This window comes from Bosea sp. 685 (assembly GCF_031884435.1).
GTDB lineage: Bacteria > Pseudomonadota > Alphaproteobacteria > Rhizobiales > Beijerinckiaceae > Allobosea.
In genome coordinates this window covers 211,219-233,920 of the sequence record NZ_CP134779.1, presented here as the reverse complement: position 1 = coordinate 233,920, position 22,702 = coordinate 211,219, and the positions used below count along the sequence as shown (strand labels likewise).

25 protein-coding genes are annotated in these 22,702 nt (G+C 64.9%); 18 read left to right on the top strand and 7 right to left on the bottom strand.

Translation table 11 applies throughout. From position 1 onward, the window contains the following. Window positions 1–534 (bottom strand): bleomycin resistance protein, encoded by a 534-nt coding sequence (locus RMR04_RS02180; RefSeq protein WP_311912723.1) that lies wholly within the window; start codon window positions 532–534, stop codon window positions 1–3. Between the two features lie 318 nt (window positions 535–852). On the opposite strand from RMR04_RS02180, the gene RMR04_RS02175 reads away from it, so the two are divergent. The 5 genes from RMR04_RS02175 to RMR04_RS02155 all read left to right on the top strand — a co-directional run bounded on the left by RMR04_RS02175 (window position 853) and on the right by RMR04_RS02155 (window position 5,925). Further along, window positions 853–1,809: a heme/hemin ABC transporter substrate-binding protein gene (locus RMR04_RS02175; RefSeq protein ID WP_311912722.1), complete on the top strand. Its 957-nt coding sequence runs from the start codon at window positions 853–855 to the stop codon at window positions 1,807–1,809. After that, a complete protein-coding gene (locus tag RMR04_RS02170; protein WP_311912721.1) occupies window positions 1,806–2,915 on the top strand; it encodes a FecCD family ABC transporter permease in 1,110 nt (369 codons plus the stop codon). Before RMR04_RS02175 ends, RMR04_RS02170 begins: the two co-directional genes overlap by 4 nt. Beyond that, window positions 2,902–3,738 (top strand): heme ABC transporter ATP-binding protein, encoded by an 837-nt coding sequence (locus RMR04_RS02165; RefSeq protein ID WP_311912720.1) that lies wholly within the window; start codon window positions 2,902–2,904, stop codon window positions 3,736–3,738. The genes RMR04_RS02170 and RMR04_RS02165 overlap by 14 nt, the downstream gene beginning before the upstream one ends. 152 nt (window positions 3,739–3,890) lie before the next feature. Beyond that, window positions 3,891–4,562: a response regulator gene (locus tag RMR04_RS02160; protein ID WP_311912719.1), complete on the top strand. Its 672-nt coding sequence runs from the start codon at window positions 3,891–3,893 to the stop codon at window positions 4,560–4,562. Then, window positions 4,555–5,925 carry a sensor histidine kinase N-terminal domain-containing protein gene (locus tag RMR04_RS02155; RefSeq protein ID WP_311912718.1) on the top strand — a complete coding sequence of 457 codons (1,371 nt, stop codon included), beginning with the start codon at window positions 4,555–4,557 and terminating at the stop codon, window positions 5,923–5,925. Before RMR04_RS02160 ends, RMR04_RS02155 begins: the two co-directional genes overlap by 8 nt. Window positions 5,926–5,988: 63 nt before the next feature. On the opposite strand, the gene RMR04_RS02150 is transcribed toward RMR04_RS02155, so the two are convergent. The 5 genes from RMR04_RS02150 to RMR04_RS02130 form a co-directional block, all read right to left on the bottom strand. Beyond that, window positions 5,989–6,861 carry an ABC transporter permease gene (locus RMR04_RS02150; RefSeq protein ID WP_311912717.1) on the bottom strand — a complete coding sequence of 291 codons (873 nt, stop codon included), beginning with the start codon at window positions 6,859–6,861 and terminating at the stop codon, window positions 5,989–5,991. A gap of 12 nt (window positions 6,862–6,873) precedes the next feature. Next, entirely contained in the window at window positions 6,874–7,698 is an 825-nt protein-coding gene (locus RMR04_RS02145; RefSeq protein WP_311912716.1) for an ABC transporter ATP-binding protein, read from the bottom strand. Window positions 7,699–7,788: 90 nt separating this feature from the next. After that, window positions 7,789–8,787, bottom strand: coding sequence for an ABC transporter substrate-binding protein (locus RMR04_RS02140; protein WP_311912715.1), 999 nt, complete (start codon window positions 8,785–8,787; stop codon window positions 7,789–7,791). A gap of 155 nt (window positions 8,788–8,942) precedes the next feature. Beyond that, window positions 8,943–10,214 (bottom strand): class I SAM-dependent methyltransferase, encoded by a 1,272-nt coding sequence (locus RMR04_RS02135; protein WP_311912714.1) that lies wholly within the window; start codon window positions 10,212–10,214, stop codon window positions 8,943–8,945. Window positions 10,215–10,388: 174 nt separating this feature from the next. Next, window positions 10,389–10,571, bottom strand: a complete 183-nt coding sequence (locus RMR04_RS02130) for a hypothetical protein (RefSeq protein ID WP_311912713.1) — start codon at window positions 10,569–10,571, stop codon at window positions 10,389–10,391. A 56-nt stretch (window positions 10,572–10,627) separates the two neighbouring features. Here RMR04_RS02130 and RMR04_RS02125 point away from each other — a divergent pair, with 56 nt between their 5' ends. From RMR04_RS02125 to RMR04_RS02070, 12 genes are all read left to right on the top strand, one after another. Beyond that, window positions 10,628–11,323 carry an MtnX-like HAD-IB family phosphatase gene (locus tag RMR04_RS02125; protein WP_311912712.1) on the top strand — a complete coding sequence of 232 codons (696 nt, stop codon included), beginning with the start codon at window positions 10,628–10,630 and terminating at the stop codon, window positions 11,321–11,323. Continuing rightward, complete coding sequence (locus RMR04_RS02120) at window positions 11,316–12,761, top strand: aspartate aminotransferase family protein (RefSeq protein WP_311912711.1); 1,446 nt, start codon at window positions 11,316–11,318, stop codon at window positions 12,759–12,761. The genes RMR04_RS02125 and RMR04_RS02120 overlap by 8 nt, the downstream gene beginning before the upstream one ends. A gap of 17 nt (window positions 12,762–12,778) precedes the next feature. Then, a complete protein-coding gene (locus tag RMR04_RS02115) occupies window positions 12,779–13,702 on the top strand; it encodes an arginase family protein (RefSeq protein WP_311912710.1) in 924 nt (307 codons plus the stop codon). Further along, complete coding sequence (locus RMR04_RS02110) at window positions 13,699–14,058, top strand: EamA family transporter (protein ID WP_311912709.1); 360 nt, start codon at window positions 13,699–13,701, stop codon at window positions 14,056–14,058. The genes RMR04_RS02115 and RMR04_RS02110 overlap by 4 nt, the downstream gene beginning before the upstream one ends. 10 nt (window positions 14,059–14,068) lie before the next feature. Next, window positions 14,069–14,923, top strand: a complete 855-nt coding sequence (locus RMR04_RS02105; RefSeq protein WP_311912708.1) for an alpha/beta hydrolase — start codon at window positions 14,069–14,071, stop codon at window positions 14,921–14,923. Next, window positions 14,920–16,092, top strand: a complete 1,173-nt coding sequence (locus RMR04_RS02100) for a GNAT family N-acetyltransferase (RefSeq protein WP_311912707.1) — start codon at window positions 14,920–14,922, stop codon at window positions 16,090–16,092. The genes RMR04_RS02105 and RMR04_RS02100 overlap by 4 nt, the downstream gene beginning before the upstream one ends. Continuing rightward, entirely contained in the window at window positions 16,089–16,499 is a 411-nt protein-coding gene (locus RMR04_RS02095; protein WP_311912706.1) for an EamA family transporter, read from the top strand. The genes RMR04_RS02100 and RMR04_RS02095 overlap by 4 nt, the downstream gene beginning before the upstream one ends. Next, window positions 16,492–16,917 carry a DUF2147 domain-containing protein gene (locus RMR04_RS02090; protein WP_311912705.1) on the top strand — a complete coding sequence of 142 codons (426 nt, stop codon included), beginning with the start codon at window positions 16,492–16,494 and terminating at the stop codon, window positions 16,915–16,917. Before RMR04_RS02095 ends, RMR04_RS02090 begins: the two co-directional genes overlap by 8 nt. Then, the gene (locus RMR04_RS02085) at window positions 16,914–17,087 is read left to right on the top strand and encodes a hypothetical protein (RefSeq protein ID WP_311912704.1); all 174 of its coding nucleotides are present in this window, start codon (window positions 16,914–16,916) and stop codon (window positions 17,085–17,087) included. The genes RMR04_RS02090 and RMR04_RS02085 overlap by 4 nt, the downstream gene beginning before the upstream one ends. A 22-nt stretch (window positions 17,088–17,109) precedes the next feature. After that, entirely contained in the window at window positions 17,110–18,885 is a 1,776-nt protein-coding gene (locus tag RMR04_RS02080; RefSeq protein ID WP_311912703.1) for a sensor histidine kinase, read from the top strand. Further along, window positions 18,882–20,261, top strand: a complete 1,380-nt coding sequence (locus RMR04_RS02075) for a sigma-54-dependent transcriptional regulator (RefSeq protein ID WP_311912702.1) — start codon at window positions 18,882–18,884, stop codon at window positions 20,259–20,261. The genes RMR04_RS02080 and RMR04_RS02075 overlap by 4 nt, the downstream gene beginning before the upstream one ends. 110 nt (window positions 20,262–20,371) lie before the next feature. Next, window positions 20,372–21,196, top strand: a complete 825-nt coding sequence (locus RMR04_RS02070; protein WP_311912701.1) for a MipA/OmpV family protein — start codon at window positions 20,372–20,374, stop codon at window positions 21,194–21,196. A 63-nt stretch (window positions 21,197–21,259) separates the two neighbouring features. Here RMR04_RS02070 and RMR04_RS02065 read toward each other — a convergent pair whose 3' ends face one another. After that, the gene (locus tag RMR04_RS02065; RefSeq protein WP_311912700.1) at window positions 21,260–21,643 is read right to left on the bottom strand and encodes a hypothetical protein; all 384 of its coding nucleotides are present in this window, start codon (window positions 21,641–21,643) and stop codon (window positions 21,260–21,262) included. Between the two features lie 211 nt (window positions 21,644–21,854). On the opposite strand from RMR04_RS02065, the gene RMR04_RS02060 reads away from it, so the two are divergent. Continuing rightward, on the top strand, window positions 21,855–22,523 hold the full coding sequence (locus RMR04_RS02060) for a hypothetical protein (RefSeq protein ID WP_311912699.1): 669 nt from the start codon (window positions 21,855–21,857) through the stop codon (window positions 22,521–22,523). The last annotated feature ends 179 nt before the right edge of the window (window positions 22,524–22,702 follow it).

Genomic DNA, 22,702 nt, shown 5'->3' with positions numbered 1-22,702 from the left:
TTATCCTGACTTGGCTGGCGGGTGAGCTGGTTTGGGTGGTTCTGATGGAGCGTTTTCGAGCGAAGTGGAGACCGGTTCGCGTGAAGACAACGCGCTGACACAAAGAGCTGGAGCTGTTGAACGATCCGATTGGATCGGAAACAGCTCCAGCGTGCCGAACTGAACGAGATTGCCGTCCGGATCGACAAGAATTGCCTGCTTCATGCCCCAGGGTTTCACCACGGCGGGCAGGAAGCGCGGCGTACCGCGCGGATCGGCAGGGACAAGCGCGGCAAAGCCTGCTGTGACGGCATCGACATCGTCGACGCGGATGAACGCGCCGGCAATGGACGTCAGCGGATCGCATTCGGGATGCTGGAAGAAATGCAGCTCCATCCAACCCGAGGCGATCACGAGATAGTTGCGATCATAGCGGCGCTGCCGCGTGAAGCCGAGCGCCTCGTAGAACGCAGCCGTCACGTCGATGTCCCGCATCGGCAGGACCGGCGCGACGCATTCACCTGGCCGTGGAACGGAGGAGTCGATTTCGCTCATGCCCGATCAAGCCGTCCGAACCATGGTCGACGCGAAGCCCGGGAAGGAAAGCCGCGATGCGCATGAGTACAGCATGAAAGACACAGCACCAGTCTCGAATCCAGAACAACGACGACTGGCTGGCTGACGCCGGATGCGCCTCGCCGACAAGCGTTCAGCGGTCACCGTGCCCGGCGCGCCACTCTTGACCCTCTGTAGTAAAACCGAATATCTCCGTCAACAATGCCGAAACATAATCCAAATTAGACGAATTAAAAAGAACGAATACTTGTCTCGAATGCTAGTGCGAGGCAATCAACACAGGACGGAGAAGATCTCATGGTCGGCCGCAACGCCCTGCTCGCCCCGGCGGCTCGCCGCGTCAATCGGCGCGAACTCGGTGCAGCTCTCGCCTTGACGCTGATCGCCGCCATCGATCTGACCAGCCCCGCCTCCTTCGTCACGCGCAGCTTCGCGCAGACGCCCGAGCGCATCGTCGCCGCCGGCGGCGTGATCACCGAGGTGCTCTATGCGCTGGGTCTCCAGGACAGGCTTGTGGGCGTCGACTCGACCAGCCAGTTCCCGGCCGAGGCGCTGAAGGACAAGCCCAATATCGGCTATGTCCGGGCCCTCTCGGCGGAAGGCGTGCTCTCGCTCAAGCCCTCGCTCGTCATGGCGATCACCAGCGCCGGCCCGCCGGATGCGATCTCGCTGCTGAATGAGGCCGGCGTGCGCCTTGCGCGAATTCCCGACGACATGAGCGCCGACGGTGTCGTCACCAAGATCGAGGCGATCGGCGCCGTCGCCGGCGCGGTCGAGCCCGCGCGCCGGCTCGCGGCGCAGACCAAGGCGCGCTTCGACGAACTGGCGACGCTGCGCACGGCTTTGCCCGCCAAGCGCCGCGTGCTCTTCGTGCTCTCATTGCAGAATGGCCGCACGATGGTCGGCGGGCGCAACAGTTCGGCGGACGCGATCATCGATCTCGCCGGCGGCATCAATGCAGCGGCGGCGGTCGAGGGCTACAAGCCGATGACCGACGAGGCGATCATCGCCGCCGCGCCCGACGCCATCCTGATGATGCGCAATAGCGGCAACCACGACACGGCAACCGAGGCACTGTTCGCCTTGCCCGCCTTCTCGCAGACGCCGGCGGCGGCGCAGCGCGCCCATATCGTCATGGACGGCCTCTATCTGCTCGGCTTCGGCCCGCGCACACCGGCGGCCGCCCGCGACCTCATGGCCGCGCTCTATCCCAACGTCGCGATCCCGCCGCTGAAGACGGCGGCTGCACCATGACGCTTGCCGCCCGCCCCGGCGAGCTCGCCGCCTTGTCGTCGCTTGCAGCCTTCGCGGCCGGCCGGAGGCGACAGGCGGTGCTTGCGGTCGTCGGCGTGACCTTGCTCTGCCTCGTGCTCGCCATCGTCGCGACCGGCCAGGGCGCGGTCCAGATCGCGCCGGCCCGCGTTGCCGAGATCCTGATGGCAAAGCTCTCCGGCCAGGACGAATTGCTCACCGGGCGCGACGCGCTGGTCGTGCTCAACATCCGCCTGCCCCGCGTGCTGCTCGCCATGCTGATCGGCGCGGCGCTCGCCATCTCAGGCGCGCTGATGCAGGGCCTGTTCCGCAATCCACTCGCCGATCCCGGCCTCGTCGGCGTCTCCGCCGGAGCGGGGCTCGCCGCCGCGACGACCATCGTCCTGGGCGACCGCCTGCTTGCCGGCACCGGCTTCAAACTGCCCTTCGCCGCCCTGCCCGTCGGCGCCTTCTGCGGTGGCCTGGTCTCGACATTGGCGCTCTATCTGATCGCGACACGCCAGGGCCGCACCTCGGTCGCGACCATGCTGCTCGCCGGCGTCGCGCTCGGCGCGCTCGCGGGCTCACTCACCGGCCTGCTCGCCTTCATCTCGGACGACCGGCAATTGCGCGACCTGACCTTCTGGTCGCTCGGCAGTCTCGGCGGCGCAAGCTGGGCCAAGCTCGTCATCGTCGCGCCGATCGTGCTGCCCCTGCTCTTCGCCGTGCCGTTGCTCGCGCGCGGGCTCAACGCCCTGATGCTGGGCGAGGCGGAGGCCTATCATCTCGGCCTGCCGGTGCAGCGCATCAAGGGGCTCGCCATCCTGCTCGTTGCGCTCGCCGTCGGCGCAAGCGTCGCCACAGCCGGCGTCATCGGTTTCGTCGGCATCGTCGTGCCGCATCTGATCCGGCTCGCCATCGGGCCGGACCACCGCCTGCTGCTGCCGCTTTCGGCGCTTGGCGGCGCGACCCTGCTGGTCGGGGCCGACATCGCCGCGCGCCTGATCGTGGCGCCGGCGGAACTGCCCATCGGCATCGTCACCGCCGCGGTCGGTGCACCGTTCTTCCTCTGGCTTCTCCTGCGCCGGGCAAACCATGTCGATCTCTGATGAGCACGGCCCCGCGCTCGTCGCCTGCGAGGGCGTGAGCTTCGCGATCGGTCGGCGCAAGCTCGTCGATCAGGCCTCGCTTGAGCTCCGCCCGGGCCGCACCACCATTCTGGTCGGCCCCAATGGCGCGGGAAAATCGACATTGCTGAAGCTCCTGACCGGCGAATTGCATCCGAGCGCGGGCAAAGTATTCTTCGATGGCGAGGCGCTCAGTGCGGTGCCGGGCTGGCGGCTCGCCTCGCGGCGCGCCGTGATGGCGCAGCAGACCAGGCTCGCCTTTCCCTTCACCGTCTACGAGGTCGCGCGGCTGGGCGTCGACGGCGTCGGCCGCCGCCTGCCGCGTGGCCAGCGCGAGGCTCTGATCGGTCAGGCCCTGAGTGCAGCCGGCGTGCTCGACCTCGCCGCGCGTAGCTACCAGACCCTCTCGGGCGGCGAACAACAGCGGGTGCAGTTCGCCCGCGCGCTCTGCCAGCTCGAGGCCGGGCGCGGCGCCGGGCCATCCCAGGCGCTCTTCCTTGACGAGCCGATCGCGAGCCTCGACCTCTGCCACCAGCTCGCGCTTCTGGACATGGCCCGCAGCCTCGCCAGCCGCGGCGTCGCCGTGCTGATCGTACTGCACGACCTCAACCTCGCCGTGACCTATGCCGACGAGCTCGTCATCATGGACCAGGGCCGCATCGTCGCCCGCGGCGCCCCTGCAGCGACGCTGGACGACGCGCTGCTGCGCCAGGTCTTCAAGGTCGATCTCTCGCTCAGCCGCGCGCCGGCGCCGGGCCTGCCCTTCCTGCTGCCGCAGCAGCACCGGGCGCAGAGCGCTGCCTGATACCGAGAACGCAGTCGCATCAATCTCTCCCCAGTCGAAAATTTGCGACCGCCCACAGTCACGCTCGCGCGGTAAGCTCGTTCCGGGCCCCGCTTTGCCCTCGCCCGGCTTTTGGAACATAAGGAGCCCTGCGGCCCGGGCAGCGATGGCAGATGCGCATTTTACTGGTCGAGGATAATCGCGAGCTATCGGACTGGCTCGGCCGGTTGCTGCGCAAGAGCCGCTATGTCGTCGATTGCGTCCATGACGGCGCGGACGCCGATGCGGCACTGTCGACGCAACATTATGACGTGATCATCCTCGATATGGGCCTGCCGCAAATGACCGGGCTCGAAGTGCTCAAGCGTTTCAGGAGCCGCCGCGGCCTGACGCCCGTCATCATCCTGACCGCCAACGACGCCGTCACCAGCCGCATCGCCGGGCTCGACGCCGGCGCTGACGACTATCTCGTCAAGCCGTTCGACCCCGACGAGCTGGAGGCGCGCATTCGCGCGCAATTGCGTCGCCGGCAAAACGACAAGACCTTGCGCGTCATCTTCGGCGCGCTCGAACTGGAGACGAATACGCGCCAGTTCCTGCTGGCCGGCGAAGCCCTGTCCCTGACGCAGCGCGAGCATGCGGTGCTGGAAACGCTCATCCTGGCCTCCGGCCGCGTCGTATCGAAAGCAGCCCTGAGCGAAACCGTGTTCGGCCTCGACGACGATGCCAGCTCGAACGCGATCGAGATCTATGTCCACCGCGTCCGCAAGAAACTGGAGGGCCAGGGCGTCGCGATCGGCACCTTGCGCGGCCTCGGCTATGCGCTGAGGAAGCAGGATGCCTAGGACTTTACGCGGCGAGTTGCTGGGATGGCTTCTCATCCCCCTGGCGGGCGTGGTCGCGTTCAATGTCTGGACGACCCATCGCAGCGCGGTTGCGACCGCCAATCTGATCACCGACCGCACCTTGCTGGCCTCGGCCCGCGTCATCGCCGAGCAGGTGAAGGACAATGAGGGCAGCGTCGAGGCGCTGATCCCGCCTTCCGCGCTGGAGATGTTCGCCTCGCCCGACCGGGACCATGTGATCTATCGTGTGATGGCGCCATCGGGAGAATTGATCGCCGGCTTCCCTGACGTGGCAGTACCGCCGCGCCCGCCGACCGATCTCCAGCCGGTCCATTTCGAGGCGCGGTTCCGCATCGAGGACATTCGGGCGGTGGCGATCTCCCAGCCCGTCGTCTCGAAGTCGGCGGGTGGGAATGCGCTCGTCGTGGTCGGCACCAGCCTGCGCGGCCGCGACCGGCTCGTCACAGAACTCTGGCTGAGATCGCTGCGCGACCAGACGCTTCTCGTCGGAATCGCGGCGCTTCTGGCGCTATTTGGCCTGCACAGGGGTCTGGCGCCACTGCTGCGCTTGCGTAGTGAACTCCTCGCCCGCGACCCCAGCTCACTTCAGCCTCTGGCCGGCGAGAACCTTCAGACCGAATTGAAGCCGCTGATCGACGCGCTGAACCATGCTTTCGCGCGGATTCAGACCTATATCTCGCTGCAACGGCGCTTCGTCGCCGACGCCTCGCATCAGTTGCGCACCCCGCTCGCCGTGCTGAAGACACAAGCCACCGTCGGACTGCGCGACACCGAGACGGCGGCCAAGACCGAGGCCTTGGCCGCGATCGATGGTGGGCTCGACGCCATGGCACGCGTCGTCAACCAGCTTCTGGTGCTGGCGCGGGCGGAGCCCGGCGGTGCGGCGATGCGCAAGGAAACGGTCGATTTCGCTGGGATCACCCGGGCCGCGCTCGAAAGCCGCGCCATGCTCGCCTTCGACCGGCGCATAGACCTCTCATTCGAGGGAGACGAGGCTGGCCTGGAGCTGCAGGGTCATGTCACGCTGCTGCGGGAGATGGTCGCCAATCTGGTCGAGAACGCCTTGCGCTACACGCCCGAGGGCGGAGCCGTCAGCGTGCGGCTGGCGCGCGAGCCAGGCGAGATCCGTCTCAGCATCGAGGATAATGGCCCGGGCATCCCCGAAGTCGAACGCGAACGGGTGTTCGAGCGCTTCTATCGCCTGGCCTCGGGCTCGGACGGAACCGGGCTGGGGCTTGCGATCGTACGCGAGATCGTCACCGCCCATGGCGGCCGCATCACCTTGTCGCAACGCTCGCCGCCGCCCGGCCTGCATGCCGAAATCATATTGCCGGCGAACTGAGGAAAGGCTCGCCGGCAATACGCATTTGACTGGTTGTCCGGTTTTACTGGTTGTCTTGTCCTATTAGTGGTCCTGCAGCGGTGCCGGACGCCAGGCCGCGAGGCTGTTCTCGACCCAGGTCATCAGGTATTCGGCGGCGAGCGCCACGACCATGATGATGACGATCGCCGCATACATGCCGGCCGCGTCGAAGGAGCCCTTGGCGATGTTGATCAGCAGGCCGATGCCGTAGCGCGCCCCGACGAACTCGCCGACGATGGCGCCAACGATGGCGAAGCCGAAGCTGACATGGAGCGAGGCGAAGATCCAGCTCATCGCCGAGGGGATCACCACCGAGCGCGTCAATTGCCAACCCTTGGCACCCAGGATCTGCGCATTGGCCATCAGGTTCCGGTCGGCCTCGCGCACGCCCTGGAAGGCGTTGGCGAAAACGACGAAGAACACCATCACGAAGGAGAGCGCGACCTTGGAGGCGAGGCCGAGGCCGAAGATCATGATGAAGATCGGCGCCAGCACCACGCGCGGGATCGAATTGATCACCTTGATGTAGATCGAGAAGATGTCGGCGAGCATGCGGTTGCGGCCGAGCGCGATGCCGACCACGATGCCGGCGATCGAGCCGGTCGCAAAGCCGATCAGCGATTCCTCCATCGTCACCCAGAGATGGAACCAGAGCGGGCCCTCCGAGGTGCCCTCCGTGATCCATTCGACCAGGCGCTCATGGATCGCGCTCGGGCTTGAGAAGAAGAACTCGTCGATGATCGCGGTGCGGGAAGCGATCTCCCAACCGCCGAGGATGGCGGCAAGAATGGCCCAGCGCCAGAACAGCACCATGTGCTTGCGGTGGCGGGAGGCCTTGGCGGCGGCGGCTTCGATCTCGGCATCCGAGGTGCCGGCGCGGAAGATGGCGCCCGAGGCGATGGCTGTGTCGGTCATGTCCTTATCTCCTCAGGCTGCACGGGCTTCGTCGCGGGCGGCGCCACGCGTGACCTCGTCGCGGAGGTCGTCCCAGATCGTCTTGGACAGGGCGATGAAATCCTCCTGGTAGCGGATCTCGCTGACGATGCGCGGGCGCGGCAGGTGGACGGGATAGACCGATTTCACCGTGGCCGGCCCCGAGGTCAGCACATAGACCTTGTCGGCGAGCGCGATCGCCTCCTCGAGATCATGCGTGACGAAGACGACCGAGGCCTTGGCCTCCGACCAGAGATCGAGCAGCACGTCGTGCATCACCACGCGCGTCTGCACGTCGAGCGCGGAGAAGGGCTCGTCCATCAGCAGGACCTGCGGCTCGTTGATGAAGGTCTGCGCCAGCGAGACGCGCTTGCGCATGCCGCCAGAGAGCTGGTGCGGATATTTGGTCTCGTGGCCGGTGAGGTGAACGCGGGCCAGCCATTCGCGTGCCTTGGCATAGGCCTCCTCGCGCGGCTTGCCGCGAAACAGCGGGCCGGCGACGACATTGTCGATGACGCTGCGCCAGGGAAAGAGCGCATCGGTCTGGAAGGCGAAGCCGATGCGCGGGTCGATGCCGTTGACCGGCCCGCCGAACAGGCGGACCTCGCCGCTCGACGGGCTGGCCAGGCCGGTGACGAGGTTGAGCGTCGTCGACTTGCCGCAGCCGGTGGGGCCGACGACCGCGACGAACTCGCCGCGCGCCACGCTCATGTTGAAATCGCGGATCGCCGTCATCGACTTGCCGTCGGGGGTGATGAAGCGCCGGCTGACATTGATCAACTCGATCGCCGGGCTCTCATTCGGGTCCGTCGCGGACATGCATCCTCCTTCGCCGGCTTCGCGGCGTTCTTCGGTTTCGAGACAGGAGAGTTGGGGCGGCGCAGAGCCGCTCCAGGAGTGGGAGAGGCGCTATTTGACGTTCTTCACGAACTCGGTCGTGTAGGTCTTGGACAGGTCGATCTGCTTGCCCTTGATGTTCTTCGAGAAGCCCGCGAGCACGGCGAGCACCGTCTCGGGTCCGCCTTGGGGCATCACGCCATCCCTGGTGAACATCGCCTTCCCGTCGGCGAGCGCCTTGACATAGGATTCTTTGTTGCCGGCGTAATAATCCTTCGGCATCTTGTCGGCGATGTCGGCGGCGCTGTGCGTGTCGATGTATTTCAGCGTCTTGACGAAGGCATTCGCCAGCTTCTGGACGAGGGGCTTGTTCTTCTCGATCCAGGCCGTCTGCATGTAGAGCGAGGCCGCCGGATAGGTGCCGCCAAGCGCTTCCGTGGTCTTCTCGACGGTGCGCATATCGACCAGCACGCGAGCTTCCCCCGTCGCCAGCAGGCGCGAGATCGTCGGCTCGGTCGTCATGCCGGCCTGGATCTTGTCCTGCTGCATGGCGGCGATGAAGGTGGTGCCGGCGCCGACGGGAAGCGTGGTGTAGTCGCCGGGCTTCACCCCGGATTTCAGCATCAGATACTGGCTCAGGAAGTTGGTGGAGGAGCCGAGCCCGGTGACGCCGAGATTCTTGCCCTTGAGATCGGCCATCGACTTCACGTCGGGATATTTGCTCGAAATCAGCTCGACCTCGCCCGGGGCCTGGCTGAACTGGACGACCGACATCACGAACTTGCCCTTGGCCTGCAGGTCGACGCAATGGTCGTAGAAGCCGACAACGCCCTGGACGGCACCGGCGAGCATCTCGTTTTCCGCATCGACGCCGGCGGCCTCGTTCAGCAATTCGACCTCGAGCCCTTCATCCTTGAAGTAGCCGAGGCTCTCGGCGAGCTTGGCGGGCAGATAGATCTGCTTCTCATAGCCGCCCACCATGATGGTGACCTTGTCGGCCGCGAGCACGGCGCTGGCCCCGGCCAACAGGGCTGCAAAAGCGAGAGATGTCGTGAGAATACGGGCGCGCATGGGCCAGGCTCCTTGGTTCGTTTTCCTCGCGCGCCTCAACTCCTCTTTGTCGTCGAGAGGATTGCCTGAGGCGCGACTGACCGACCGTTAACCTGCCAAGCTTTCACCAGACTTTCAGTTTTCAGGGGCAGATCGGTTTCGGGCCTGCGGTGAAGTCAGGCTGCGGGAGCCAGGTTCGACGGCTTTCGCGCCGTATCAGCTGCGGCCTCGGCTGCCCGCAGGGTCGCCTTGCGCTCGTCGATATAGTCGCGCGTCAAGGGAACCGCCTCCTGGTGGCGCACGATCTGGAGCTGAAAGACGACGACGTCCTGATGTTCGAAGGCGGCCTGGCTCATCGCCAGATAGAACTCCCACATCAGGCAGAAGCGTTCGTCATAGAGCGCGAGCGCCTCCTCGCGGCGCGCCATGAAGCGCTCGCGCCAGGCCTGCAGCGTCTTCGCATAATGCAGCCGCAGCACCTCAACATCGGTGACGATAAGCCCCGCCTTCTCGGCGGCGGGCAGGATTTCGGACAAAGCCGGCAGATAGCCGCCGGGGAAGATGTAGCGGTTCAGCCAGGGATTGGTATGATTGGGCCCGTCCGAGCAGCCGATCGTGTGGAGCAGCATCACGCCATCCTCGCTCAGCAGGCGCCGACAGGTCTCGAAGAAGGCCGGGTAGAAGCGCGGACCGATATGCTCGAACATGCCGACCGAGACGATGCGCTCGAAGACGCCGACGACATCGCGGTAATCCTGCAGCGCAAAGCGCGCCCGCTCGCCGGCTCCCGAACGCTGCGCCCGCTCCTGGGCGACCGCGAGCTGCTCGCGCGACAGCGTCACGCCCAAAGCCTCGCGGGCGCCCGCGGTTTCCGTCAGATACAGGCACATGCCGCCCCAGCCGCAGCCGATGTCGAGGACGCGATGCTCCGGCTCGACCAGGAGCTTGGCCGCGATATGCCGCTTCTTCGCCAGTTGGGCGTCGTCGAGGCTCTGCTCCGGGTTCTCGAAATAGGCGCAGGAATATTGCCAATCCGCGTCGAGGAAGAGCGCGTAAAGCCGGTCGTCGAGATCATAGTGATGCGCGACATTGTCGCGCGAGCGATCCCGCGTATTGCGCGTGGTGAGGTGCCGCAGCAGGAAGCGGCCATGGTCGAGCGCCCGCTCCAGCAGGCTGGCGGGCTGTCCGCGCGCACCTGACAGGATCAAAGCGAGGAAACCATGGATCGAGCCCTGCTCGACCAGGAGCCGCCGATCCATGAACAGCTCGCCGAGCTTCATCTCGGGATCGAGCAGGAAGGCCCATAACGCCATCCTGTCGGCAAAGCGGATCTGCACCGGCGCGCCGGAGCCGTCGCCGCAGCTGAACCGGCGTCCATCAGGCAGGACGACATGCAATGTGCCGTGGACGACAAGTTGCGACAGGACCGCTTGGAGAATTCGGAGCATCGGCGATCCCTTGGGCCCATGGCGCAATGCTCGCACAGGCGAAATTTGGCACGTGAACCCGGCCTGGCGCACGAAACGTGCCAGACGAACCCCGGCGAGCCTGCTGACCAGGCCGCCGCACCGTCTATACGCGTTTATCGCTACAATTGACGCTATATTTCGCGTGTTTTCACCCTATGGTAGCATTTCACAACCTGGATCGGCGAAACGGCGCCGTGTATCGCATCCACTCATCCCGGCCATCCGGAACGCTCGATCGGCGGGAAGTAAGCTCCATTTTTTGATGGAGCCTTCAAGATTGAGAGCCGTTCGCATCTGCAAAAAGAAGAAATAATAAATAAAATCAATCAATTGCATATTGGCACACCCTTTGCGCATAGGCCGCCGTCAACAATTTGGATCGGGCGTCAGCAATGGAATGGCAGGCCATCGTCGATTTCGACGGCACGATCACGTGTCAGGATACAACGGATCAGATCCTCGAGCGCTTCGCCGCGCCGGCCTGGCAGGAGATCGAGCAGGACTGGATCGACGGCAAGATCGGCTCCCGGGAATGCATGAGGCGGCAGGTCGATATGCTGCGGGTCTCGCCGGGGATGCTCGACAGCTTCATCGCCGATATCGCGATTGATTGGGACTTTCCCGCCTTCGTGCGGCTCTGCATGCGCCATGACATTCCGGTTACCGTCGTCTCCGACGGGCTTGACCGGACGATCCGGGCGGTACTGAACCGCGTCGGGCTGGGCTTCCTGCCGATCGTCGCCAACCATCTCGACTATGCCGGCGAAGGCCGCTGGCAGTTGACCTCGCCCTATGCCTCCACGACCGGCGGCTGTGACAGCGGCACCTGCAAATGCGCCGTCACTGATAGCCTGCACCGGCCGCTGACCCTGCTCGTCGGCGACGGCAAGTCCGACCACTGCGTCGCAGGCCAGGCCGATCTCGTTTTCGCGAAGAAGGGCTTGATCACCCATTGCCGCGACCAGGGGTTTCCCCACCACCCATTCACCGACTTCTCCCAGGCCGTCGGCCTGCTGGAGGACCTGCTGTGCACCACCGCGGCAAGCGGCCAGGCGCGCGAATTGACGAAGGATACGATCCATGGCTGACGGCTACGCTTTGCTCGATACGCCTGCCTCTCAAGCGGCAACCCCGGCGCCCCTCTCGCACAAGGAAGAGCAGGCTCGCCTGCTCGCGCTCGAGGCGCAGTATTGCTCCCATGGCGACACAGTCCACTACACGCAGTTCCCCAAGATCTTCTCGGGCTGCGAAGGCTCCTTCATGTTCGACGATGAGGGCAACCGCTTCCTCGATCTGCAGATGTGGTATTCGGCCGTCAATTTCGGCTACGCCAATCCCCGCCTGAACAATGCGCTGAAGCGCCAGATCGACACGCTGCCGCAGGTCGCCAGCCAGTATCTGCATCGCGAGAAGATCGAGCTCGCCGCGCTGATCGCGCAGGATGCGGAAGCCAAATTCGGCGAGAAGGGCCGCGTCCACTTCAATGTCGGCGGTGCCCAGGCCGTCGAGGATTCGCTCAAACTCGTGCGCAATGCCTGCAACGGCAAGAGCCTGATGTTCGCCTTCGAGGGCGGCTATCACGGCCGCACGCTCGGCGCCTCGGCGATCACCTCATCCTACCGCTATCGCCGCCGCTTCGGCCATTTCGGCGAGCGCGCGCATTTCATCCCATTCCCCTACCATTTCCGCGGCCCCAAGGGCATGAGCAAGGAGGAGTATGGCGAGCACTGCGTGCAGCAGTTCGCCCGTCTCTTCGAGAGCGAATACAACGGCGTCTGGGATCCCAAGACCGGTCAGGCGGAATACGCGGCCTTCTATGTCGAGCCGCTGCAGGGCACTGGCGGCTACGTCATCCCGCCGAAGAATTTCTTCATCGGGCTGAAGAAGGTGCTCGACGACCACGGCATCCTGATGGTCGTCGATGAGATCCAGATGGGCTTCTACCGGACCGGAAAATTGTGGTCGATCGAGCATTTCGGCGTGACGCCGGACGTGATCGTCTTCGGCAAGGCCGTCACCAACGGACTGAACCCGCTCTCGGGCGTCTGGGCCAAGGAAAAGCTGATCAACCCGACGATCTTCCCGCCGGGCTCGACGCATTCGACCTTCAACGCCAATCCGCTGGGCACCGCCGTCGCGCTCGAGGCCATGAAGATGATGGCCGAGGACGATTACGAGACCATGGTCATGGCCAAGGGAAAGTATTTTCTCCAGGGCCTCGAAGACCTCAAGCGCCGCCACAAGATCGTCGGCGACGTCGATGGCCTCGGCATGGCGCTGCGCATCGAGATCTGCGAGCCGCATGACAGCTACACGCCGTCAAAGCGTCTGGTCGACCTGATGTGCGACGAGGGCATGAAGGCGGATCTGGAGATCGATGGGAAACGCTACGGCCTCGTTCTCGACATCGGCGGCTACCACAAGAACGTCATTACGCTGGCTCCCGCCCTCACCATGAGCCTCGCCGAGATCGATCTGGCGATCAAGCTGCTCGACCAGCTGTTCACCCGCGTCGCAAACGCCTGACATTCCTGGAGGCGGCCTTGCAATTGCGCGTGATCGATCTCGACGGCAGCGTGGCGGCTCAGGAGCCGCTGCGCCGGCGCATCGATGCGGGAGCCGCCACCCGCATCGATGCCGCCGATCTTGCCTCCTCGCTGCGGATTCTCGCGACCCGCGCCGCGATGGACAAATTCACCGGGCGTCTGCGCGAAAGCGCAGCGCCCGGTGACGACCCGTCCGTGACCTTTTACGGCTCCGGCGATTTCCACCATCTGACGGCAGGCCTGCTGGCCGATGTCCGGCGCGATCTCAGCGTGATCCATTTCGACAACCACCCCGACTGGGTGCGCTTTCCGCCGACCTTCAATTGCGGCGCCTGGGTCAACCGGGCGCTGGAACTGCCCCATGTCAAACGCGTGGTGACGCTCGGCCCTTGCAGCGGCGACCTCGTCCGGCCCGAATTGCAGTTCGCCAATCTGCCGGCGCTATCGCAGGGACGTATCGCGCTCTATCCTTGGCGCCACGCGCCTTCCCGCATCTGGGGCCGCTACCGCGACGGGCCGTCCCATCGCCAGGATCGCGGCCACCTGCATTGGCGCAATCTCGCCGATGAGCGTTGGGACGGCTTTCTCGACGAGATGATCGACGGGCTGCCGACGAAGGCCATCTGGATCACCATCGACAAGGATGTGCTGGGCCGCAGCGACGCCGTGACCAACTGGGACCAGGGCGACATGCCGCTCGCCCGGCTGCTCCTAGCGGTAGAGCGGCTGGCCGCGCAGTGCGAGGTGCTCGGGATCGATGTCTGCGGCGACTACTCGGCCGCGGTCTTTTCCGATCCGCTGCGGGCGGCGCTGGCTTATTTCGACCATCCGCCGCGCTTCTCGCCGTCAGTGGATGATCTGGCGATCAATGCGCAGGTCAACGCCACCCTGCTGGATTGTTTCGAGCGGGTGCTGTCATGACGCTGTCGCTGATCCTCTGGTTCGCCTTCTCCGTGATCTGCGACGTCGCCGGGCAGCTTTGCCTCAAGCGCGGCGCCGACACCCTGCCCGACGTCCAGGGCCGCGAAATGGCGATGGCGCTGCTCTGCTCGGCCTGGGTCGCGGGCGGCGTCCTGATTTACATCATCGAGATCTTCGTCTGGCTGCGCATCCTCGCGGAGGTCCCGCTCTCTATCGCCTTCCCGATCGCCAGCCTGAATTTCCTCGGCGTGACGCTCGCCAGCCATGTTTTCCTCAAGGAATCCGTCAGCCGTCTGCAATGGCTCGGCGCTATCCTGATCACTCTGGGCGTCGTCGTCGTCGCCCGCACAGCCTGACGGAACGACCGTGCCCCTCGCCGATCACAGCCTCCGCTTCACCGGCAACCGCACCGGTTTCCTGCTCATCCACGGCCTGGGCGGAACGCCCGTGGAACTGCGCCTCGTCGCCCGGGCCCTGCACCGGAGCGGCGGCCATACCGTGCATTGCCCGCAGCTCGCCGGCCATTGCGGCAGCGAGGCCGATCTGCTCGCGACGAACTGGCAGGACTGGATCGCCAGCGTCGAGACCGCGCTCGACCGCATGAAGACGCAATGCGACACGATCATCATCGGCGGCCTGTCGATGGGTGCGGTGATGGCGATGTACCTCGCCGCCAAGCGCCCGGATGATATCGACGGCCTGGCGCTCTATGCGCCGACGCTCTGGTATGATGGCTGGTCGATTCCCTGGTACAGCTTCCTGCTCAAGCTGCTGATCGACACGCCGATGGGCCGTCGCTTCCGCTTCGTCGAGCGCGAGCCCTACGGCATCAAGGATCCGCGCATTCGTGCGATGATCGTGCATGCGATGGGGCGCGGTGACAGCGCCGTCGCCGGCCTGCTCGGCACGCCCTCGGGTGCGGTCAAGCAGATGTGGGGGCTGATCAAGGAAACCCGCCGCAGCATGGGCACGATCAAGCAGCCGGCTCTCATCGTGCATGCGCGCGAGGATGACGTCGCAAGCCTGTCCAACGCAGTCCATATCCAGCGCCGTCTCGGCGGGATCGTCGACACGGTGGTGCTCGACGACTGCTACCACCTCGTCACGATCGACCGACAGAACGACGTCGTCATCGAGCGGAGCCTGGGCCTCGCGCAGCGTCTCACCGCTGCCTTCGCTGCCAGGGAAAGCGCAGGCGCCTGCGCCGTCGCGGCCGAATGACGACGCTGCGCACGCATATCGCCAGCCGCGTCGCCGAGATCAGTGCGGACGCCTGGGATGCCTGCTTCCCAGGCGAGGCGGAAAACCATGCCTATTACACCGCCTGCGAAACCGCCGCGCTGGCGAGCGGCGCGGAACTCGTCACCTCCGCGGCCTCTATCGAGCGCGATGGCGAGACGATCGCCGTCGCGCCGTTCTTCCTGATCGACTACCGGCTGGACACGCCACTGCAGGGGCCGCTGCGCGCGCTCGGCGATTATCTGTTCCGGCACGCACGGAAACTCGTTTCGCTGCGCGTCCTGTGCATCGGATCGCCCTATGCGGAGCGCTGCCATATCGGTCTGTCGCCCGAGCTCGACGCACAGGCCCGGCAGCAGGCCCGGCTTACCTTGCGGGAGGTGATCGACGCCCATGGCCGCGATGAGGGCGTCCACATCATCGCCTGGAAGGATCTCGCGCCGGACGATGCCGAGGCCTTCCAGAGCATCCTGAAGGGTGAGGGCTTCATCCGCCTCGGCAGCTTGCCGGTCGCGGTGCTCGATCTGCCTTTCCAAAGCGAGGCCGATTATCTCGCCACGCTCTCGGCCGCGACGCGCAAGGATATCCGCCGCAAGCTCGCCAAGGCCGGTGATGTCAGGATCGAGATGCGCCACTCGATCGCCGACATCGAAGCCGAAATCGTCGCGCTCTACGAATCGACACGGGCGCAAAGCGGCCTCGACTATGGCGATCTCGAAAAGCTGCCGCCGGGCTACTTTTCCGGGATCGCGGCAGCGCTGGGCGAACGGGCGCTGTTCGTCCTCTATTGGGTCGGGACGACGCTTGCTGCCTTCAACCTGCTGCTGATCGAGCGCGAGCGCGTCATCGATAAGTTTCTCGGCATGCGCTACCCGCTGGCGCGCGAGCACAACCTCTACGCCCTGAGCTGGATGACGAATGTCCGATACTGCCTCGCTCATGGCATCGGCCGGCTGCAGAGCGGGCAGACCGCCTATGCCTCGAAACTGCGCTTCGGTAGCCGGCTCGTGCCGTCGGTGATCTTCTTCCGGCACCGGCAAGGCGTGCTCAACTGGGCCCTGCGATCGATCAGCCCCTATATCGCCTTCGACAGGCTCGACCCTGATCTGAAAGCCCATCGCCTCTCGCAGCACGCGCAGGTGTCATCATGAGCACGACCGAAATGCCGTCGACCGGTCTGCCCTGGCGCACGATCGTGATCTGGACCCTGTTCATTGCGCTCGACACGGGCACGCAGATCGCCTTCAAATGGGGGGCCGATGGGCTCGCCGATCTCGATTTCGGGCTGGCGATGATCTCCCGGGCCTTGACCCTGCCGGGCGTCTGGCTGGCGACGCTCGGCTATGGCGGCACCTTCGTCGTCTGGATGATCATCCTGCGAACCACGCCGCTGAGCCGGGCCTTCCCGATGACCGGCCTTGCCTATGTCACTGTGCCGCTGCTCGCCTGGGCGGTGCTCGGCGAGCGCATCAACCTCGTGCAGGCAGGCGGAATCGCCACGATCATCGCGGGAGTCCTTCTACTGGGATCGGGAGAAACAGATGAGGACCATGCGTAGAGCCCCCTCCCTCGCCTTGAGCATCGTCGCCACCCTGCTCTTCGCGCCGATCGCCATGGCGGACGCGCTGACCGACATCATCGGCCGCTGGCGCGATTCCGATGGTGAATCCGAGATCGAGATCGCCCGCTGCGGCGCGGCCCTGTGCGGGACGATCGTCTGGCTCAAGCAGCCGCGCATCGACTCCGCCAACCCAAACCCCGCAAACCGGGAGCGCTCGCTTCTCGGCCTGCGCGTGCTCAGCGGCTTCAAGCCCGACCCCGCTGCTGCCACATTCAGCGGCGACGGCTATAATCCCGAGGACGGTCGCAGCTACAAGACCACGCTGGAGCTGAAGTCGAAGACGACGCTCTCGATCAAGGGATGCGTGATGGGCGGGCTCATTTGCGATGACGACATCTGGACGAGGCGTCCATGACGCTGCGCACCCTGCCGCTTTTCCAGCGCGCAGCCAGCGCAGCCAGAGCGTTTTCGAGCGAAATGGGTGCCGCTTTTTCGCACGAGCAATGCTCTAAGCTTTCAGAATCGATCACGTTTTTCGCATTCGGACGGAAACGCTCGAATGCGGCGCGATCGCGCGCGGGATGATCGTCTCATGATACCCGCCCGCATGACGACATTGAGACTGCGGCTCGTGATCGGCTTTCTGCTGGTCAGCGTGCCGGCGATGCTGGCTTCGGCCTATGTCGCCGCGCGGCTGATTTCGAACGCGTTCGAAAGCAATGTCGAGCAATGGCTGGGTGAAACCTCCCGCTACTTCAAGCTGGAGGTGCGCGAGGCGACGCTTGAAGCACAGCGTGTCGCGAGCGTGATCGCGCAACGCCTCGAAACCGTGACCGAAGACGAGTTGCGGCATCCCACGATCATCGAAAACGACCTCGCCGTCCTGGGCTCGGTTGGCTACGATCTGATCGCGATCTACACCGACGAGCACGAGATGCTCTACACCTCGCGCAACATCGTGGCCGCGGACACGTTGCCGAGGCGGACCGTGCAGGGCATCTTCAAGATCGAAGCCGACGGCAAGCACTACATCATGGCCGGTGCCGTCCAGACCGTGAAGCTGCTCGGCAAGACGGCGCATGTGATTGTCGGCACCTGGCTCGACGACCAGTATCTCGGCGGCATCAAGGTCGTGACATCGCTCGATGTCAGGCTCTTCGCCGACACCGGCAATGGCTTCGAGCCGATCCTGCTGACCCATCCTGCCGCCGCCGCAGCCCGGCCGATTCCCCAGGCGATCCGTGACAAGCTTGAAGCCGGCGCCAGGACGATCTTCGACAAGGAGGCCGATGAAGGCGCCTATCGCGCGATCTATACCGGCTTTCGCGGCATCGACGGCAAGCTCGTCGCCGTCGCCTTCATCGGGCTGACCAGCCGGGCCGGCTTCTTCGAGCAGATCGGCCGCTGGCGGCTTTTCGTCGGCATCTTCCTGTTCGGCTCCGCGCTCTCCATCATCGTCGGAGTCGCGATGTCGGGCATCCTGGTCAAGCCGCTGCGAGCGCTGACGCGCGGCGTCAGATCGATCACCGCCGGCGACTACAAGCAACGCGTGCCAGCCCAGGGTGGCCGCGAGATCGCCGAACTGGCGACCGGGTTCAACATCATGGCCGAACAGCTCGGCAAGGTTCAGGCCCTGGAGGCCGAACTGCGCCGGCGCGACCGCTTCTCGGCGCTGGGACAGGCGGCGATGGTGATCGCGCATGAGGTGCGAAATCCGCTCGGCATCATCAAGACCTCGACCGAGGTGGTGCGCAACCGCGCCAAGCTCGGCCCCTCCGAGGATCGCATGCTCGGCTACATCATCGACGAGGTCCGCCGCATCGAGACGCTGGTGCGCGATTTCCTCGATTTCGCCCAGCCTAAGGAACCGAGCAAATCGGTGTTCCTGCTGCGCTCCGTGATCGACCGGGTCGCATCCTTCGCCGCGCCGGAGCTGGCGAAGCGCCATATCGCCCTCGCTATCCAGGATGAGAGCCACGGCGTGCTGATCTCGGGCGATCCCGATCAGCTCCACCAGGCCTGTCTCAACCTCATGCTCAACGCCATGGATGCGATGTCCTCGGGCGGTACGATCACCGCAAGCCTCACCGTCGAGGACACGCAAGCCTCGCTGACGATTTCCGACAGCGGGCCAGGCATTCCCCCCGCCATCATCGGCCAGATCTTCAACCCGTTCTTCACCACCAAGGCCAAGGGCACGGGCCTGGGCCTCGCCAAGGTGCAGTCCGTCGCCGCCGCCCATGGCGGCACGGCGCATTGTACGAGCAAGGAAGGGCAAGGAGCCTCCTTCACCATCGCCTTGCCCGTCGCCCCGCCCGATGCCCTGCCCGGCGGCCCGCCCAAGGCCGATGCGAGGAAGGCCGATGCGAGGGTGCCCTCATGACGCATACGATCCTGGTCGTCGATGACGAGACCCGCCTCGCCGACGTGCTGACCGCCGCGCTGGAGGATTTCGGCTACCGCGCCATCGCGGCCGAAAGCGCCACGGACGCACTCGCGATCCTCGACCGGGAGCGGATCGATCTCGTTCTCACCGATCTGCGCCTGCCGGGCATGGACGGCCGGACCCTGATGCGCGAGGTGCGTCGGCGCTGGCCCGACATCCCGGTGGTGATGATCACGGCGTTCGCCGCCGTCCGCGACGCTGTCGAACTCGTCAAGGAAGGCGCTTTCGACTACATCGCAAAGCCCTTCGAAATCGACGACGTCGCGGCAACGATCGGCCGGGCGCTGCGCCTGAGCGAGGTCGTGCGCGACAATGAGCGCCTGCGCACCGAGCTCGAGGGCCGCTACAGCTTCGAGAACCTGATCGGCAACAGCCCGCCCTTTCGCAGGGTGATCGAGCAGGTCACCGAGGTGTGCGAGACGCGCGCCACGGTGATGCTCAATGGCGAGAGCGGGACCGGCAAGGAGGTCGTGGCGCGTGCCATCCACTTCAACAGCCCCAGGCGCAAGCGCCCTTTCGTCGCGGTCAATTGCGCGGCGATCCCCGAGGCTTTGCTGGAAAGCGAGCTGTTCGGCCACGTCAAGGGCGCCTTCACCGGCGCGCTCGCCAACCGGGTCGGGCGTTTCGCCGCCGCCGATGGCGGCACGCTGTTTCTCGACGAAATCGGCGATATGCCGATCGCGATCCAGGCCAAGCTGCTGCGCGTCATCCAGGAGCGCAGCTTCGAGCCCGTCGGCGGCAATCATAGCCAGACCGTCGATGTCCGCATCATCGCCGCGACCCATAAGGATCTGCGCCAGGCGGTGGCGACAAACCAGTTTCGCGAGGATCTCTATTATCGCCTCAACGTCTTCCCGATCCAGCTGCCGGCCCTGCGCGAGCGGCGTGAGGACATCGCGATCCTGGCCGGCCATTTCCTGCGCCTGCTGGCCGAGAGCGTCGGCAAGCGCGTCATCGGCTTCACGCCCGGCGCGCTCTCGGCGATGAGCGCCTACTCCTGGCCCGGCAACATCCGCGAGCTGCAGAACTGTGTCGAGCGCGCCGTCATCGTCGCGAAATCGCCGACGATCGATGCACCCGATCTGCCGCGCGACCTGTTCGACGCGCCGGCGCGCCAGCGTGAGCCCGACGATCCGCCCCATGATCTCGACGCCGAGCTCGAGCACATCGAACGGCGCTTCATCATCGAGGCCTTGCGCCGCACCGACGGCAAGCAGGTCCTGGCGGCGCAACTGCTGGGGATTGCCGAGCGCAGCTTGTGGCATCGCATCAAGAAGCTCGACATCAAGGTCAATCGCCGCGTCGCCGAATGAGGCCCCAAGGAAAATGAGGCCCAAAGGAATGAGGCCCATGCAGGAGAAGGCGTTGGCCTGAGGGCGCCGATGTGTCATGTCCTTGGCGAAGTGTTACGGGAGTTTTCCGCTTGGCTCGTTCAACATTGCCGATGGCCCTGCTGGCTGGCCTCTGCGCCGCGATGAATGGCGCGCAAGCAGCCGATCCCGTGGCCCCGGTCCTCAATCCCGAGCCCGCCTCCGGCTGGATCATCTCGCTTGGCGGCACCGCCCAGCTCGGCCCGAAATATGATGGGGCGAGCAAGGCCGGCTTGTCCGGCATGCCCTCGATCAGCTGGCGCCGCGTCGGCGAGGACGCCGGCTTCAGCAGTCCCGAGGATGGGCTCGACTACGCGCTTTACGAGACCAAGACCTTCAGCTTCGGCCCTGTCGCCAGCTTTCGCTCCGGCCGCTACAGCGGCACCGACGTCAAGCTCACCGGCCTGAGGGACCTGCCCTGGACGGTCGAGGCCGGCGCCTTCGCCGAGTTCTGGCCGATCCAGGACCGCCTGCGCACGCGCATCGAAATCCGCCAGGGCTTCCACGGCCATCACGGCATCGTCGCCGATCTCTCGGCCGATTGGGTCGAGAAGTTCGGCGCCTTTACGCTTTCGGGCGGGCCGCGGCTTTCGCTCGGCGACAAGGCCTTCATGCGCAAGAATTTCGGCGTCAGCGCAGGAGAAGCGGCAGTGAATGGCTGGCTGACGGCCTACCGCCCCCAAGGTGGCCTCAAATCAGCCGGCGTCGGCGCGGCGCTCGACTACGAATGGTCCCAGGCCTGGACGACGACCACCTTCGTCAAATATGAGCGGCTTCTCGATTCCGCCGACACCTCTCCGATCGTGCGCGTGCTGGGGCAGCGCGACCAGGTGACCTTCGGCCTGGGCGCGACCTATTCGTTCAAGATCGGCGGCTAGAGCTATTGAACGATCCTACCGGATCGGAAACGGCTCTAACGCACAAGGCCGCGATGTGACCGTTCAACCCTGCGGGATGAAATCGGCGTCGCTGATGGTGAAACTGCCGTGATCGCCGTCGCGCGGGTTGATCGTGAACTCCAGCGCGCCGCGGCATTCGCCACGATCCTGGCCCGTATGGGCACCGCTGCAATACCGTTCGAGATGGCTGATCGTCCGCGGCGGCATGCCGATGTCATCGAAGCGAACGCTGCCCGAGGCGTCGCTCGCCACGCCACCCTTGGACGTCGAGAACCGCACGATCGTGACGTTCTCGACCCGGATGAACGCTCCGGCCCATTCGGCCCTGTGGCCCTTGATCGTCGCGAGGGTGACGACGCGTGCCCCGTCCTGAGCGCTTGCCGCCCCGGCCAAAGCCATCATGCCCGCAACGATCCACACCCGCATAACCGCCTCCGCATCCGAGCGGCGGGGGATGCCGCAGCAAGGCCTGAGTCGTCAAGGGTCATACTCGCCAGGACAGACTGGACATGGCCGAAGCTGGGGAAAATGGCGTCCCGGAAGGGAGCGGTGTAACGCCCTCGAAAGTCAGTAAAATGAGCGGTTTTTGACCGTCAATTGCCTCTTATGCGATAGGTTCCTTCGGGAGTGGGGAAGCATGCAAAATCCTGCCGAAGGCACGCATCCATGCCTAATAAGCTATGGCATCACTCACCTCAGCGATCTTCCTCTGGTCCTTGTTGTCGGGCGAGAGCCAAACGGTACAAGCCCAGTGAGTGACGCTTGGGGTCCCTATGACTTCTACAAGAGGGTCGTGGGCAACCGACGAGCGGGATCGCCGTTCTGGGATGGCGCGTATGGCGTGATGGGAACCGCCACAGCCCCTTCGATCGATACCAAGGGCTTTAAGGCTCTTGTCGCTGCGCGAGGAGTATCTCCCCTCATCTTCGCAGACGCTCTGCCACACGGCATCGATAACGCGGTGCGCAATAAGGTTTCACAACGCCTCGCTATACCAACGGCGTACCTTGAAGCTCACATAAGGCGCGTTTTCAGCCACGAGGTGTTCATCAATCGGGTGAAGGCCGTCCTTCTATCCGGCTTTACCGCAAGCTTGGAGCGATCAGCTCGCGCGTTTGAAGCCGAATGCCACCACCGGGGCATTCCGTTTCAACATCTGCCGTTCTTCGCTGGACAGAACCTCTCAAAAATACGTGAAACGATTTCTGCTGAGACATGGGCGATCTTACGTTCCGTTGCCGTAGGTCTCGCTGCGTATCCGATGAGCGCGACCACCTCAGGCGGTGCCGGCCCCGGATCTTGCTGACGGTTCATAAACCCGCATCCAGGAGCAGCATTTTGAGTTGTCACGCAAGTGAGATTTGACCCCAGCTTCGTTGCGCCGACGCCTCGTCATTACCGGACTGCGCCAAGCGGTGGGCATCCACAGCAATCTTTGCGTAGCGCGGTGCACTGAGCTTTCCCCTACATATGAAGATTGGCTTG